The following is a 16,539-nucleotide window of genomic DNA, read 5'->3' on the forward strand; positions in this document are numbered from 1 at the left end:
TGCTTGGAAGGCTGTTTATATGTTGCGCTATTTTATCGGATGCGGGCATCGGTGAGTTTGAATTGACCTACCAGCTGCTGCATCGATTTCGCTATGGCTTCGACATTGCCTGAGGTGTACCTTACGCTTTCGATTTCCTGCGACAGCTCCTGCACTTTGCTCTCCACATCCTTGGAAATCTTTCGGTTCTCCTTGCTGACCGAAGCGATTTTCTCCATCAGCTGAACCACTTCATCTACGGCCTGGTGCTTGCGCAGATCGTCTTCGGCTGCGGCGGCAAGCAGCTCGGAAGCCGCGGAAACCAGCAGGTTTCCTTCTTCCACGACCCGGGTCCCTTCCTTCATCGAGAGCACGGCGTGCTGAGCGTCCTGATAGATATGGCCGATAATCCGGTGGACCTCTTCCGTGGACTGTCTGGTCAGCTCGGACAGCTTGCGGATTTCGGTTGCAACGACGGCAAAACCTTGTCCGTGTTCTCCGACCCGTGCCGCTTCAATGGAAGCATTCAGGGCCAGCAAATGAGTTTGGGAGGATATTTGTTCGATCGCGTGCAGTACGCCTGTAACTTCCTGAACGGTTCCCATGAACGTGCGGATGGTCTGATTGGTTTCCTCGACTTTCGCAGAAATATGAGACATCTTGTCTCCGATCCGGACGACTTCATTCTTGGCCACATCAATCTGCTCATTTGCTTGCCGTTCCAGCTGGCGGAGCGTCTCCCGCATCCGTTCCGCGCTGTCCTTCACGGCATCGATATCCTGCAGTTGGCTGCGCATGCTGCGGATCATCTCGCTAATGTTGCTGCTGACACGCCGTGCGGAAGTAACGGTGACGGCGGTGGTGTCGTTCATTACCTGTTGGCTGGAGGAAACATCGCCTGCCGTCAACTTCACCTGCATCATGATGCTTTCCAGCGAATCGATCATATTGTTGATCCATTTGGCTAATTCGCGCGTTTCATCCTGATCGAAATGGCGGGGGTCCAGCCGCTGCGTCAGATCTCCGCTGCCCTCGGCATTCAAGCGGATGAAGCGGTTGAGGCTGCGTAGACGATCCGCGATTCGTCCAATTTCTTTATGGCCGACCAGGGAAGAGGTGAGAAGGCCGGTGACCAAGCAGGCTAACCCTCCCGCCATGGCTGCGAATGCCGGAGATAAATAAACAGCCGTAATAAAAACAATGACAGCCGTCAGGAGGCTCGAGATAAGGGTAGACAAGCCATGGAGCTTAGCATGTCTGAAGCGAATGCCGCGAATACGGTAAACCTCTTCGAGATCCCCTTCGCACATCATCCCCCAAACATCCGGACAATGGGGCAGGCGGAACGTCACACCTTTTCCGATCACCGGAATGTGGCGGTAATCGGAATAACCGGGGAAGTCCACGAACAGATTGCTTCCGTTCGCGATGGTGTTGGCTACGCCTGGATGAAGCTGACCCGTTGCCGGGTCGGTGAACATCAGCTCCAGCTCCGTATGTTCCTGAACCGACACGGTCCCCCAGTCGGTCGTTACGCCGTCCTTCAGGTTCTCCCCGTGTGTGAAGGTCCGGTCTTCAAAGCGGCTTCTGGAAAGGGCCGTGCCCGGAGCAATATGGCGATTCATCTCGGGCTTGGCCATGAATATATAGTTGTCGCCGGAATCGGGATAGACGTGGCCGGATTCCCGCTGAATTAAATCCCCGATCACGTCGTTTGGCACCCGGCCGCAGAGGATGCCGGCGAACGTATCGTCGACGTAAACGGCATTCATGAACAGCAGCGTCATTTTGTCGTGAAAAGCAGAGGTTCGGGGACCGATGGTTAACGTGACGGGATCCGCATATGGCCCGAAGAGCAGTTTGCCGGTATCCGAGCCGGCGAGATGAGTGATTGCCCCGCCCAAAGGGCTGCTATTGCTGTAGCTGGTTCCAATGTGAGAAGCGTATGTAGAGTACGTGACCTCACCCGAAGGACTCAGCAGGAACAATTCCGTGAAATCGGCAGCGCGCGAGTACAAAGCGGAGAAGAGCTGCTCCTGGTTCAAAGGGGCGCTTGTAGAGAAGGGATAAGGATGCTCGCCGACGACTGTTGAACCATGGGGCTTGTCCTTGTCCAGCTGCTCCTTCAGTCGGTCCAGATGTCCCCAATATTCATGGCTCCAGGAGAAGAGCAGCTCTTTGCGCGTCTCGGCAATGCCTTCGAATATGTCTTCGATGTCTTCCTTCAAATTACGATTCAGACGCCATGAAATCCAAAGCGGAAGTCCTTGGCGATACCCAAGCCAGTCAAACATAGCGATCTCCCCCAATTCCCATTCGATTAATCGTTCTTTGTATATGTTAGTTATACTACCATATTTCCCGGTAAATTCTACAAAAAATTTCGAAAAAAATGATGCTTTTTTCATATTGATGTTAGTTTTTATGACATAAATATGGGTTCGAAGGCCTGGGTGCTGGATTCTGCAGACTACACACTCAACAAAAAAACAGCTCTATCTACAGAGCTGTTAAATAACTGATAATCCCGTCAGCAATGGCTTCGGCTATCATCATTTGGCCGTTCCGGCTGGTCAATAACTTCCGGTCCTCCATATTGCTGAGGAAGCCGGTTTCTACGATGACGGCAGGTACTTGGGTTTGATTAAGCAGATAATAAGGCTTGCCTACCATGATGCCATTGTTGCTGCGATATACCAGATTCAACTGTTCCTGAATGGTTTCCGCGAGCAAGGTGCTTCGGCCCTCGGATTGATGCAGTACGATGCCGCCGCGCTTGGACGCGCTCTTTCCCCAATTCACGTGAACGCTTACCACCAGCTTGGTCGGGATTTCGCTGCTGAGCTGCTTGCGCTGCGACAGATCGCGGCGATGCCGGGAGGAGCTTCGATGCCAGCGGTTATCGTCGCTTAGCGCGTAATCGGCGTCGCGGTTCAGCACGGCATGATAGCCTTCCTTGCGTAGCAGCATGAACAGTCTGCGTGAAATGGCCAGATTGATATCTTTTTCGAGAATGTCTCCATACGACGTTCCGCCGTCGATTCCGCCATGACCCACATCGATCAGCACGACGTCATGCACAAACGGGTGTAGGTGTCTTAGCTCGGATTGGTCGATTTCCCGTCCGGCGGAATGGGTGGATTCCGGTGTTTCGGATATAAGCCTGGCTGTCGGCATCACTTGCTGATGAACGGCTCGTGCGGGAATCTTCAGGGCTTGCTTTTTTACTGGGCTTGCTTCCGTGACAGAACCGGGGAGTGCCAGCGTCAAGAGAAGAAAACATACTCCAGCTGCCTTAATCATGATGGATTCCTTCTTTCACGTAAAATTTCGGCTTTATTAGGATGCGCATTAGACGGAAAAATCATGCCGTTAAACAGGAGTCTAGAATCGATCGGAATGGAGCACACTGATACTGGGAAGCGGATAAACCATAAGGAGTTGATTCGTATGGCAAGCGGAGATGAATTGATCAAATATATTACCGAACGCGTGGTTAACTATATAGATACGCCTAAGGAAGTTCGGCGCAGGGCGAAGGTGAAGGAATCCTGGACCACAAGGTGGTTCGGCATGATTCCGTTCTCCATGTCGCTGTGGAAAGACGACGTATCCTCCAAGCGCAAAAAAAGGCAAAAGTAAAGCTGCTGCTGTTCATTTGCTGTATGTTCCTTAACGAAGTCAGCTATTGTACAGCGTGCGCACGGCACCCTGTACAGCCAGATGCTAGACTTGGGGCATGTTTAGGTGTTTTAAAATGGTGGGCGACGCTCGGAAGTGACCATGGTTAAAAAGACTTGAAACGATGAAGGACGCGAGCCCTGATCAGGGCCGCGTCCTTTTGTCCGTCTGGGATGCTGAAGGGATGAGGGCTTATGGTTGGTTCGCATGAATGACGGACTTGTTAGCCCGCTTGCTTGTACTTTCGCGTCATTTGGGTTGAGCATAGAACTGGCCTTGTCCGATCAAGCGGGATGCCGGCAGGAAGCGGAAGGTATCTGTGTTCCGCAATGGAACCGACACATAGAGCGCTGCCGAATGCTTCTGAATCCCTGTCGACCAGCGGTGCCACCCGATTAAGGTAAAAGGGGCTCCGTAAGCAGCATTGCTATTTTTGGACTTGAATATCAGGCTGGAGTGCTCCTGCAGCAATTTACGCAGATCGGCACTGCTTCGGGCCGTCAGATTGCTTGAGGTCAGCCACAGCAGATTATCGTAAGGATCCCGGGAATCGCCGGCTGCAATGGTTGGCGCTCCGGCAATCCAGCGAGCGGATGAAGTTACCAATCCCTTGCTTGCCGCCGGCATCGAAGCCGATGCCGGCTTGACCGCCGTCGTTGTCTGCTTGAGTTCTTCCGGAAGGATTTCGCTATTCAGTGCACTGATATAAACCGGCTTCTTGCCGGGAAGCTGAACCTGCCAGACAGGGGATACGTCATACAGCTTGCGCACGCTGCTTCCCTTCGGCAAAGATCCGCCGGCCTTCAGAAATCCCTCGGCCGCAAGCCGTTCATTCAGCGGTGCTTGACTGTAGGGAAGGGTGGAGCCGATCCCGTATTCGCTCAAGATATATCCACCGTCTTCTCCTGCGCTGATAATCATGTAGCCCTGAGGCAGTCCCTGATCGGAAATCGTGACCAGCCAGCCGTGCGTGCCCGGACCAAGTGGGGTGAAATCCAGCTCTGCTCCGTCCCAGGCAGTAAATGGCGCATGCACCGATAGTTGATCCACGGTCTGTTCTGCAAAGTTTACCAAACTTTCCGGTACTTGAGCCCTGGCGCTGCTGTAGGCTAGGCTCGATGCAGACTGGACTGCAAGCAGAGCGTCAGCCGCACTGACGGCGCTCGCAGGATTGGGGGTGTCTGCTTCACGAGCCGCAGCCATGCCTGCCTGCGGGTGGGTCGTGCTGAACCACAGGAGTGCCGTTACGATGACGGAGGCAGACCACCTTCGATATTGGATAAAGCGTTTGTTGTCGATTGATTTAGGTTTGCGCTTGTTGTCCTTGTCATCCTGGTAACGGGGTTCCATGTTCCACAGCTTCAAATCGCTAACCGCCTTTCCTTGGCCCTTACGCGCCATGGATGTGATGGAATCATCATATCGGACAAGCTCTGCAAAGGCTGTTGCAAGCTGTCGCGGCAGGGGAAGGGAGAATGGTTCTTTTTTTGCCTGCTTTTGTAGAGAGGCGTCATGAAGACGCGCCCACGGGCGAACACAGATGAAACAGACCGCAGGTTATGGCGGACAGGCTCACTTTCGGCTCGTACTGCCACTGCATTTCCGACCGGCGGTTCTTGTACTGCTCCTCGATTTGCGCCTTTTTCTCTTCGTCCTGCTCTTTGAGCAAATCCTCGTAGTAGCCGTCGATGACCATCAGCTCGTCTTCGAGGCGTTCCTTAGCTTTCGCCGCCCAATCGTAATCCAGCTTGCTCAGCTTGTTGATCAGATGATTCTCCAGGGCAGCTACGGCCTGCTCAAGGGTGAGAGCCGCCGGTCTGACGTGAACGCTCTCGGGCAGGCGTGGAGTCAATTCGCGCCCATGCAGAATGGCGGGGAAGTCTTCGGTAATCGAGCGGCTGGACAGCGAGATTCCGAGAAAAAACAATTCCTCCCGCTTCAGATCGCAGCTGAACTCCACCTTGAAGCAGACGCCCAGCCACTGTTCATAAGGCGTGGAACGGCCCCTGGGACGCGGTTCGGCATCCCGCTGCTGGAACAGATACACGCATTTGCCCTCTTCGCGGGAGGCATTCCAAATCTGGGCGAGCCGGCTGCTGCCGTAGCCGATATTCTCCCGCTGAATCCGGCCTGGCCCCAAGATCGGCAGCACCGGGGCGTTCCCGTAATAGCGCGCCAGCAGCGGATCCTGCGCAGGTGCGTTGAGCTGGGTTTTGGCTTTGGCTTCTTCGGCCTTGGCGAGCCGTTCGTCGTATTTTTCCGGATCAAACACGAAGTTGAACGACAGCGTTTCGGCGGGAGCCCCGGTCCGTTCCACGAACCCCCAGTAATAGGGGCGGTTGGTGAGCATTTTGTCGGCCTGCGGCGACAGTTTCACGGTGACATGCTCGGGCGATTTTTCGATGACGGTGCATTCGGTGGCTTCCAAATAGGCCATGAAGTGCTGCTGCACCTCCTGCGGCGTCATGGTCATATTAGGCTTCTTCCTCTCTGAGAGTTTCTTCGGCCGTGCTTTCCAGCTCGACGTCCTGCTTGATATGGTGAATCGAGTCGCCCAATGTGCTGATGCGCTGGCGGATTTCATCATCATTGCCGGACTCCAGCATGATTTTGTACAGGCTTTTCTCGATCGATTCCTTCTTCTCGAAGCGCTCCAGGATAACGTCAAGCCCGCCGATGACCATCTCGAACATGTTGATCTTCTCGTGCAGCAGGTTCAGGATATGCTCCTCGATGGTTCCCGAAGTCGACAGGTTGTAGATCTTCACGTCATTGGTCTGGCCTAGACGGTGCACGCGTCCGATCCGCTGCTCGACCCGCATCGGATTCCAGGGCAGGTCAAAATTGATCATATGGTGGCAGAATTGCAGGTTGATGCCTTCGCCGCCGGCTTCCGTCGCGATCATGACCTGCGCCTTGCCGCGGAAAAGGTCCATCATCCAGTCCTTCTTGCCGCGGTTCATGCCGCCCCGGTACGGGACGGAGACCAGCCCGTGATCGCGGAAATAATTGAGCAAGTATTCCTGCGTGGCCCGATATTCCGTGAACACGATGACCTTCTCGTTCATTTGCTGAATGAGCTCGATGGCTTTTTCCGCCTTGGTGTTTGCTTTGATGGCCTTGATGAGATAGACCAGCTCCCAAATTTTATCGCGCATCGGAGAGTCCTCCGGCAGCTTCTTGGACAGATTAACAAGGGTCACGAAGACGGCATCCCGGCTGCTGCATACTTCCCGCTGCAGGGTGACGAGCGACAGCATACTGCTTAAATTTCCCCCAGCTGCCTGATACTGATCTTTGACGAAGGACGTAACGCCGTCGTATAATGACTGTTCTTCAGGCGAAAGGCTGAGTCCCACGTTGCGGACGGACCGCTTCGTGAACTTCACTTCGCCTTCGCCCCGACGGTTGCGGATCATGACCTTGGACAGCTCATCCTTGAGCTGGTCCTGGTTCTTCGGTCTTCGTTTATCCACGACAAAATTTGCGGCAAACTGTCCCTGGCCGCCAAGCTGGCCCGGTTTCAGCAGCGTGATGAGATTGAAGAGCTCGCTGAGGTCGTTCTGCACCGGCGTGGCGGTGAGCAGGAGACAGTATTTTTTGCGCAGCTTTTGGATGAATTGATAATTGGATGTTTTCTTGTTCTTGAGCTTGTGGGCTTCATCGATGATGAGCATGTCGTATTCCTGGTTCAGCAAAATCTCCTGATGCGGATCGCGCTTGGCCGTATCCATGGAGGCGACAACGATGTCATTGCCCCAGGAGTACGCTTTTTTCTGCGCGACCGCGGGAATGCCGAACTTGGAGTTCAGCTCGCGGACCCATTGCAGAACCAGGGAAGCAGGTACGAGAATCAGCACTTTGGATACCAGTCCGCGCACGATGTATTCTTTTAAAATGAGACCGGCTTCAATCGTCTTGCCAAGTCCCACCTCATCCGCCAAAATGGCTCTGCCCGACATCTCGAACAAAACGCGTCTTGCGGTATCGGTCTGATGGGGGAGCGGGGATAAACCGCCAAGGTGCTTGAGGCACTGCAGTTCTTCAAAGCTTGTAACAAGGCGCGATTTCTCGCCCTCAACGGCAAGCTGGGCCAGACGATAGTCACCCCAAGGGCCTCCTTTGTCCAGTCGGCCAGAGAGATCGTCAAACCAAGAACGGTCGATCTGCAATGGAACGGGAAGGCGCGGGTCGAAAATCATGCCTGAGTCGGCAGATGGCTGTTGGTTCATGTCGATCTCCTCCTGTGATGAAAGATTCCGGGCCAACGGTGTATATGTAGTATGGACGAAAAAAGAAGTCTTCATAACCTTGCACGGATTCGGGAGCCGCGGAATACCCTATAGAGCGCACGGCTGCTGGAATTGGATATTTTCATCCTTTTTTTTCATAGGGATCAGCGAAAAAGAGAGCGAGAGGAAGAAAGCGGAAGCTTGCGCGCGGGAGCTTGGAACTGTCGGCTTAATTTTCACATTATCGGCATAGTTAACCTATATATAGTGTAGTATAATGAACAAATAGCACTATATGTGGTGTATATAGTGGTTTTGGATGTTTGACCGGCTACATAACAGGTTATGTTGTTGGTGAGCACATACTTGGGAATCTTTTAAATTTTATATCTTATATAGGAGGTAGTTGCACTTGAGTACGATGCAGAATCAGCGGCTGGAAGGTTTAAGCGAGAAGATCTTTTTGGACCGGTATGCCTGGAAGGATGCGGACACCAACAACGCCAAGGTCGGCGACGTGGTGCTCGTGCTGACGAAGGATGATCCTAAATTTCCGACCAAGGAAGTCGGCGAAATCGTGAAACGCGAAGGCCGCAAGGTCACCGTGAAGACACGGAAGGGCGAGCTTGTGGAGTCGGATGTAGAGAAGCTGACGTTAACCATCGAGAAAACGCCGGAAGAAATGTGGGATCGACTCGCGGCCGCCATGTCATCGGTTGAGGCAACGCCGGAACTGCAGGAAGAGTGGCGCGGGAAATTCCGCGAGATTCTGGATGATTGGAAGCTGGTGCCGGGCGGACGGATTGCGGCCGGAGCGGGTGCAAGCGATGAATTGACGCTGTTCAACTGTTACGTCATTCCTTCCCCGAAGGACAGCCGGGGCGGCATCATGGAAACCCTGAGCGAGATGACCGAGATTATGGCGCGCGGCGGCGGTGTCGGCATCAACTTGTCTTCCCTTCGTCCTCGGCGCGCGATCGTTAGAGGCGTGAACGGCTCCTCCAGCGGTGCGGTATCGTGGGGCGGATTGTTCAGTTATACGACAGGCCTGATCGAGCAGGGCGGAAGCCGCCGCGGCGCGCTCATGTTGATGATGAACGATTGGCACCCGGACGTGGAGGATTTCATTACGGTGAAGCAGACGATGGGACAAGTCACGAACGCGAACCTGTCGGTATGCGTCAGCAACGCTTTCATGAAAGCCGTGAAGGAAGACCTGGACTGGGAGCTCGTGTTCCCGGATACCACCGATCCCGATTACGATGAGCTGTGGGACGGCGATTTGGATAAATGGAAGAAAGCCGGACGCAGCATCATTCCATATAAAACGGTTAAAGCACGCGAGGTATGGCACACCATTATCGAATCCGCATGGAAATCGGCAGAGCCGGGCGTGGTCTTCATGGAATACTACAACCAGATGTCCAACAGCTGGTATTTCAACCCGATCATCTGTACCAACCCTTGCGGCGAGCAGGGACTTCCGGGCTGGGGCGTATGCAACCTGTCCGCGATGAACCTGTCGAAGTTCTACGATGAAGCGAACCATGACGTTGCATGGGATGAGCTGGCTACGACGACGCGTTACTCCGTGCGTTTCCTGGATAATGTCATCGACCGGACGCCTTACCATTTCGAAGAAAACGAATTGAACCAGAAAAAAGAGCGCCGCGTAGGCCTCGGAACAATGGGTCTGGCCGAGCTGATGATCAAGCTGAACATCCGTTACGGCAGCCCGGAATCGCTGGAGTTCCTGGATAAGCTGTATGGCTTCATCGCGCGCGAAGCGTATCTTGCATCCGCGGATATTGCCGAGGAGAAGGGCTCGTTCCAGGCATTCGATGCCGAACTGTATCTGCAAAGCGGCTTCATGAAAAATATGGCCGAGGTGTATCCGGAAGTTGCCGAAGCGGTCCGCAAAAAAGGCGCCCGCAACGTTACCGTCATTACCCAAGCGCCGACGGGAAGCACGGGTACGATGGTTGGAACTTCGACGGGCATCGAGCCGTACTTTGCCTTCAAATACTTCCGTCAAAGCCGTCTCGGCTTCGACGAGCAGTTCGTGCCGATTGCTCAGGATTGGCTGGACAGCCATCCGGGCGAAGAGCTTCCGGACTATTACGTCACCGCGATGAGTCTCTCCGCCGAGGATCACATCCGCGTGCAGGCGGCGATTCAGCGCTGGGTGGACAGCTCCATCTCGAAGACGGCGAACTGTCCGTCCGACTTCACGGTTGAAGATACGAAACGCCTGTATGAGCTGGCATTCGATCTGGGATGCAAAGGCGTAACGATCTACCGCGACGGCAGCCGCGACGTGCAGGTCCTGCAGACGGAGAAAAAAGAAGACAAAGCCGCCGAAGCGACAACAGCTTCTACCGCGGAAGCGGCGCTGGAGCAAAGCGCGGCAGGCCAAGCCGCTGAGGAAACGGCGAGCGTGGAGCCGGCTGCTGCAAGCGTGGCCGTGACAGCCTCCCCGAGCAAGAGCGGACTGGATAAACAATACAAGAAGCGTCCGCAAGTGCTGCGCGGCGCAACCTATAAAATGAACACGCCGTTCGGCATGGCGTACATCACGATCAATGATCTGGACGGCATTCCAAGCGAAATCTTCCTGAACGTCGGCAAAGCCGGATCGGATGTGTTCGCGATGGCGGAAGCCCTGGGCCGCGTATGCTCCCTGTTCCTCCGTTACGGAGACCACGGCAACAAGGTGGAGCTGCTGATCAAGCACCTCAAGGGCATCGGCGGCACCGGCGCGATCGGCTTCGGCGCGAACCGCGTCGAGTCCATCGCCGACGCCGTGGCGAAGGCGCTCGAGACGCACGTGGCCAACAACGCCGAGGCGGATCATGACCATGATCCGGCACCGGTCGCAGCCACGATGGCGCCTGCCGATGCAGGCGAAGGCGGGGCAACGGCAGCTGCGGGCCACGGCGGACATGGCGCGCACGCAGGCGGCAGCATGTCGCTGGATCTGTGCCCGTCCTGCGGCGGGGCATCCTTGATTAACATCGAGGGATGCAAGACGTGCGGGAACTGCGGGTATAGTAAGTGCTCTTAAGGAAGTCGTAGGGAAGAGCTCCCTCCAAATTTTGATTTTCCCGCGCAAGCTAACGAATATGATAGATCAATAAATAAACAGCGGCAGTCAGGACATGATTTTCTCGTCCATGGCTGCCGCTGTTTCCATGATTAGAGCATGGAATAAAACGCTTACGCCATTCGTAACGTATATATTAAACATATTGAATGAAATGTGGTGATTCGGTTGAGCTCTACGGAAAGAATGCCTTTGTATCAGAGGGTTCAAGAGTATATACGCGACTTGATATCGTCGCAGGTACTGAAGGTTGGAGACCGTATACCTACGGAAAAGGAACTCATGGAGCGTTTTGGAGTAAGCAAGATTACGGTCGTTAATGCCTTGGCCGGCTTGGTTAACGAAAAAATCATAACCAGGGTGCCCGGAAAGGGGACTTTTGTAAGCGAGCCCGAATCTCAGATGCCGACCACTCCTTCTATAAGTACCGTAAAACCTGTCCATAAGACTAGCGGAGAAATGGGGACGCGGTTGATCGGGCTCATTATGCCCAGCATTTATGATTATTTTACGATTCGACTTATACAAGGTATTCAGCAAGCGCTGAAAGAGAACGATTACCGCTGCGTTATCTATTTATCAGAGGGCGATATTGATAAGGAAAAAGAGGCGATCCAGACATGCAGTAACATCGGAGTAGAGGGATTGCTGATTTTCCCGGTGGACGAGGAACTATTCAACGAGGAAATATTAAGCATGAAATTTGCGGGGTTTCCGTTTGTTCTCATCGACCGTTACCTTCCCGGGGTGGAAACGCATTATATCGCATCGGACGGCAGGCTTGGCGCTAACATGGCGGTCAATTACCTGTGGGAGCTGGGGCATCGTGATATCGCCATCTGCTCCGATTCGCCCATACAAACCGTAACTGTTCAAGAACGGATCGATGGATATATGAATGCCTTCAAGGAAAAGGGGGCACTCATTAACCCTGCCCATATCGTAACCGGTTTTGAAATCGGAAGCCTTGAGCAAGCTGAAACCCATCCATTGTACCGCTATATCAAAAATCGGATGGCAACGGCTTATATTACGCTTAATGGAATTCTTGGGGTAAAAATCTATCAGATTGCGCGTCAAGCCGGATTGAAGGTGCCTGAGGACATATCCATCATCAGTTTTGACGATCCCACTTCCATCATCGAAGGATACGGCGCGTTTACGCATGTTAAACAATTTGAACGAGACATGGGCTACCGTGCGGCTTATACGCTGCTAGAGGTCATTAACAGTGATGACGGGCAAGACGGAAAATACTTTAAAACCCTAGTGGAGCCGGAATTGGTCATTGGCGAGACGACGGGAAAAAACGTTGCATCCACTTTCTGATACCAACACCCGCTTCTTCCTATATATGCAACCTAATAACGAGTCCGATGCGCTTTCTATTCGAGCCTGACAATGCAAGCGATGGCTGCGCGGACTCTTTTACTAGGTCAGCCATAACTTCCTCTCATGAAATCCCCCCCATAATAGTTTCCCAAAATCAAATCGATAAAGAAATCCAGCAGAAGCTCATCAAACCCTACACAGGTCGCTACATCTCAGAATATTACTTTTTATCAGACCATTTCATAAGGATATATTGAATATAATGTATCCTTGACAAGGAATAAAAACACCTGAAAAAAGGTTGGGGATAGGGGCTTTTGCCCCGTTTATCTATAACTTAAGGTTACTTTTTAACCAAATGAGGAAATTGTGGAATGATTCCTACACCATATTGAATATATTTAAACTATAAAATTGAAACCGCTTGCAATGGAGGAGGGGGAGACAGTCGCTATATACCGTACGACGAAGATGTAGGAGGTGTTCGGAGAATGGTACCAAAGGGTGCTCTTATCCCTGGATTGGAGCAATTAAAAAAGAATAAGAAACTAACTAGAATATGGTATTTCAGGCACATATACTTATTTTTGCTTCCTGCTATCATCTGGTTCTTGGTGTTTGCTTACTATCCGATGTACGGCATTATCATCGCATTCAAAGATTACAAATTCAATTTGGGGATATTGGGGAGTCCGTGGGCAGGATTTAAATATTTCGAGCAGTTTTTAAACGATTCCAGTTTTTACGATGTGCTCCGAAATACGTTATCCATTAGTGCCCTTAAACTTATTTTCGGATTTCCAGCTCCCTTGATCCTAGCCTTAATGCTCAATGCCGTCATGCACAAAAAAATCAAAAGAGTGTTTCAAACGATTTCCTATCTGCCGCACTTCGTTTCGTGGGTCGTTGTCGTTACCTTGCTTCAAAAAATCCTGTCTCCGAACGTAGGGCTTATCAATGACATTCGGTACCAAATGGGTTTGGATCCGATCTTTTTTATGGGAAAGCCGGAATTATTCTATCCATTGGTCCTCATATCCGACATCTGGAAAGGCGTAGGCTGGGGTTCGATCATTTATTTAGCCGCGTTAACGAATATCGATCCACATTTGTATGAAGCTGCGGAAATCGACGGGGCTGGAAGGTGGAGCAAACTATTCAAGATCACGCTTCCATGTCTTACGCCAACGATCGCCATATTGCTTATTTTCTCACTCAGCGGAATACTGAACGCGGGTTTTGACCAAATCTGGCTGATGCAGTCCCCGGCAACCTTAAGCGTCTCGGAGATCTTGGACACTTATGTCTTAAAAACAGGCCTCCAACAGGGGCAATTAGCATATTCCACGGCCATCGGTTTATTCAAATCTGCGATCTCGCTTCTGCTCATCGTTGCTGTCAATAATATATCCAGACGCGTGAGTAACGTATCGTTATGGTGATCAGCTAGTACTGAAGATGAGGAGGTGTGTGTTATGGGTGGAAGTAGGCTGTCGCCGGCAGACAAAATGTATATGACGCTTAACTATGCGGTGCTGCTTTTATTCTGCGCTACGGCGCTATATCCATTTATCTATTTTCTAGCCCTGTCTTTCAATGACGGTTACGACGCGATGAAGGGGGGAATCTATTTTTTCCCCAGAGTGTTTACATTAGAAAACTATGCAAAAGCTTTTAGCAACACGTTGATCCTAAATTCCTTCTATATTTCCATTACCCGAACCCTTGTGGTTACGGTTGCCTCCGTATTTTTGACGGCCTTATTAGCCTACGCCCTTTCGCGGAAAGGTTTGCCGGGAAGAAAATACATCGTATTCTTCTTTTTCTTTACCACGTTGTTCAGCGGCGGACTGATTCCGACGTTCATCCTGTTCCGGCAAATCCACATCCTGGATACGTTTTGGGTGCTGGTGCTGCCGTCCCTATATAACTTTTTCAATGCGATTATCATGAAAACCTTCTTCGACGGGATCCCTGAAGGTCTGTCGGAATCCGCCCGAATCGACGGCGCAAGCGAGTTGTCCGTATTTGCCAGAATCATTCTGCCTCTATCGATGCCGGTGCTTGCTACCATTGCTTTGTTTGTCGGGGTGGGCGTGTGGAATGACTGGTTTACCGGTCAGTTTTTCATACAGAATGAAAAGCTGCAGCCTGCCGCTACGTTCCTGAACAAGATGATCAGCGAAGCGTCTTTCCAGTCGATGACTTCGTCGTCGGGAAATAGCGGATCCGCCATACAAAACATGACAGAGACGCAGATGGAACTGCGAGGCGTTACGCCGGAAGCCTTGCGGATGACGTTCGTCATCATTATAACGACGCCGATCATCTGTGTGTATCCGTTTCTTCAGAAATATTTTGTGAAAGGCGTACTGGTAGGTTCTCTTAAGGAGTAGTCGGTATAGAAGGCTATGCCTTTTATATAAAAAAACTTCCAATGGAAGGGGATTGTAGGATGAGGAAGAACAAGCGCAGGAGTGTTCTTGGCATGACACTAATCGCTTTACTGCTTCTAGCAACCATGACGGCATGTACGGGAAAAGGCGGAGGGGAGGATGCAGGTACGGTTGACACAGGTCCGAAGGAGCAAGGTACTGAAGAAATAAAACCGGTGACCTTGTCTTTCCTCAGTGCTTGGAACGGTGGCGGAGCCGGTTTCCCGCAGGACCAGGAGAATAATCCCGTAGCCGGGCAGATCAGGGAAAAAACCGGGGTCACGTTGAAACTGGAATCCATCACGACAAGCGAAGTAGAAAAGCTAAACACCATTTTTGCTTCCGGTACGGTTCCGGATATCGTTAACGCACCTTTCTGGTCTACGACAGGAGGAGAAGGACAAGTCATCAAGAAGGCGGCCATGGAAGGGCAGCTTCTGGATTTAACCCCTTATCTCGATAAATACCCGAATATTAAAAGACTTGTGACTACCGGGATCGCGAAGGATTTTGCCGAGTTCGATCTCAATAGTCCCGAATTCGAAGGCAAGACGTATCTCATTCCTACTGAGACCCCGGACGGTACCCCTGAGAGCATTCATAATTGGAATTACGGCCTTTTTGCCAGGGGAGATATCCTGAAAGCTTTAAATGTAAAAGCGGAGGATATTGATACGCAAGAAGAACTAGTGGATCTATTGATCAAGATCCGAGACGGCGGTTTCAAGGATATTGGCGGGAAGCCGGTCATTCCTGCCGGAACCATGTGGAACGGGTGGGATTACGGCCAATTCCTTGCCGGATGGACGGATTACACGATTTCGGACTACCGTGAAGTGGACGGAAAACTGATTCACTGGACGCAGTCCAAGGACCATGAAGCTAGGTTGTTATACATGAGAAAGTTATTAACGGAAGGTTTGTTTGATCTTGAAGCTTTCAACAATACGAGTACAACAGCGAATGAAAAGCTGACGACGGGCAAGCTTGCCGTATTCGGAGCCCAGCCTATGTTAGTTGATTTACAAAAAACGCTGTATAAAACGAATCCGGAAATGCAATATGAACTACTCGGGCCGATGAAGAATAAGAGCGGAGAGATTCGAACGCAAGTGGAAAAACCCGGCCGTTCCGGATTCCCTGTCCTTTTCTTAAGCGCTAACATCAAAGATCCCGATGCCGCATTGCGGTACATTGATTATGTCAACAGCGAAGAAGGCCGATTGCTTGCATATTTCGGAATCGAAGGAACGCACTACACGATGGAAAACGGGGTACCCCAATGGATCTCTGATGTGAAAAAACAATTCGATGAAAACCCGGATCTGAAAAGAGACGCAGGGCTTAATTATCTTCCAGGAAGGTTCATCGGAGCATTCTCCTCTGAAGTCACTTGGCCTACGCCGGAAGATCAAAAAACGGAGTGGCAAAAGCTGGAGGAAAGTTTCTCGGCAAAAATGCCTATCAAAATCATAGACAAAGTAAGCGCCAGCTACCTTGCAAGAGAGTGGCCTAAATATCAGGAATATATCGATAAAACCAGTAGTTTGAATTTCGATGAGGAATTTAAGAAAGCGTTTTTTGCAGGGTCAGATGAAGAAGCTCTCAATATGCTTCATAGCGTTCAAGAAAAATTCAGAGCGGCCGGCGTGGAAGAAATGGCGGAGTTCGTGGCTCAAAAAGCTGCAGAACGTGATGATGTCGGGTTCTAGTGAAGAGGTTTGCGGGATGGTGTCACTGCCATCCCGAATATTTCATGAATACTAGGTCAGTCTTC

The 16,539-nt window shown here is 51.6% G+C and carries 11 protein-coding genes; 6 read left to right on the plus strand and 5 right to left on the minus strand.

The window, feature by feature from the left end; genetic code table 11:
• Nucleotides 1–32: 32 nt before the first annotated feature.
• Together RB298_RS18960 and RB298_RS18965 are read right to left on the minus strand one after the other, a co-directional pair.
• Entirely contained in the window at nucleotides 33–2,273 is a 2,241-nt protein-coding gene (locus RB298_RS18960) for a methyl-accepting chemotaxis protein (RefSeq protein WP_486047994.1), read from the minus strand.
• A 205-nt stretch (nucleotides 2,274–2,478) separates the two neighbouring features.
• Nucleotides 2,479–3,282 (minus strand): N-acetylmuramoyl-L-alanine amidase, encoded by an 804-nt coding sequence (locus RB298_RS18965; RefSeq protein ID WP_486047996.1) that lies wholly within the window; start codon nucleotides 3,280–3,282, stop codon nucleotides 2,479–2,481.
• 147 nt (nucleotides 3,283–3,429) lie between these two features.
• Here RB298_RS18965 and RB298_RS18970 point away from each other — a divergent pair, with 147 nt between their 5' ends.
• Complete coding sequence (locus RB298_RS18970) at nucleotides 3,430–3,621, plus strand: YqzE family protein (protein WP_036660256.1); 192 nt, start codon at nucleotides 3,430–3,432, stop codon at nucleotides 3,619–3,621.
• Nucleotides 3,622–3,909: 288 nt separating this feature from the next.
• Here RB298_RS18970 and RB298_RS18975 read toward each other — a convergent pair whose 3' ends face one another.
• From RB298_RS18975 to RB298_RS18985, 3 genes are all read right to left on the minus strand, one after another.
• A complete protein-coding gene (locus tag RB298_RS18975) occupies nucleotides 3,910–5,025 on the minus strand; it encodes a hypothetical protein (RefSeq protein ID WP_486047999.1) in 1,116 nt (371 codons plus the stop codon).
• 145 nt (nucleotides 5,026–5,170) lie between these two features.
• Entirely contained in the window at nucleotides 5,171–6,133 is a 963-nt protein-coding gene (locus RB298_RS18980; RefSeq protein WP_096776021.1) for a YqhG family protein, read from the minus strand.
• A gap of 1 nt (nucleotide 6,134) precedes the next feature.
• Entirely contained in the window at nucleotides 6,135–7,892 is a 1,758-nt protein-coding gene (locus tag RB298_RS18985) for a DEAD/DEAH box helicase (protein ID WP_096776020.1), read from the minus strand.
• 421 nt (nucleotides 7,893–8,313) lie between these two features.
• Between RB298_RS18985 and RB298_RS18990 the strand changes: the two genes are divergently transcribed.
• The 5 genes from RB298_RS18990 (at nucleotide 8,314) to RB298_RS19010 (ending at nucleotide 16,474) form a co-directional block, all read left to right on the plus strand.
• Nucleotides 8,314–10,956 (plus strand): adenosylcobalamin-dependent ribonucleoside-diphosphate reductase, encoded by a 2,643-nt coding sequence (locus RB298_RS18990; RefSeq protein WP_441007215.1) that lies wholly within the window; start codon nucleotides 8,314–8,316, stop codon nucleotides 10,954–10,956.
• A 225-nt stretch (nucleotides 10,957–11,181) separates the two neighbouring features.
• Nucleotides 11,182–12,324: a GntR family transcriptional regulator gene (locus RB298_RS18995; protein ID WP_176502533.1), complete on the plus strand. Its 1,143-nt coding sequence runs from the start codon at nucleotides 11,182–11,184 to the stop codon at nucleotides 12,322–12,324.
• 494 nt (nucleotides 12,325–12,818) lie between these two features.
• A complete protein-coding gene (locus RB298_RS19000) occupies nucleotides 12,819–13,769 on the plus strand; it encodes an ABC transporter permease (protein WP_096776017.1) in 951 nt (316 codons plus the stop codon).
• 33 nt (nucleotides 13,770–13,802) lie between these two features.
• Nucleotides 13,803–14,723, plus strand: coding sequence for a carbohydrate ABC transporter permease (locus tag RB298_RS19005; RefSeq protein ID WP_096776016.1), 921 nt, complete (start codon nucleotides 13,803–13,805; stop codon nucleotides 14,721–14,723).
• 59 nt (nucleotides 14,724–14,782) lie between these two features.
• On the plus strand, nucleotides 14,783–16,474 hold the full coding sequence (locus tag RB298_RS19010) for an extracellular solute-binding protein (RefSeq protein ID WP_332295283.1): 1,692 nt from the start codon (nucleotides 14,783–14,785) through the stop codon (nucleotides 16,472–16,474).
• The last annotated feature ends 65 nt before the right edge of the window (nucleotides 16,475–16,539 follow it).

Origin of the sequence: Priestia sp. BR_2 (assembly GCF_041954005.1) — a bacterium.
Taxonomy (GTDB): Bacteria; Bacillota; Bacilli; order Paenibacillales; family Paenibacillaceae; genus Paenibacillus_AQ; species Paenibacillus_AQ lautus_A.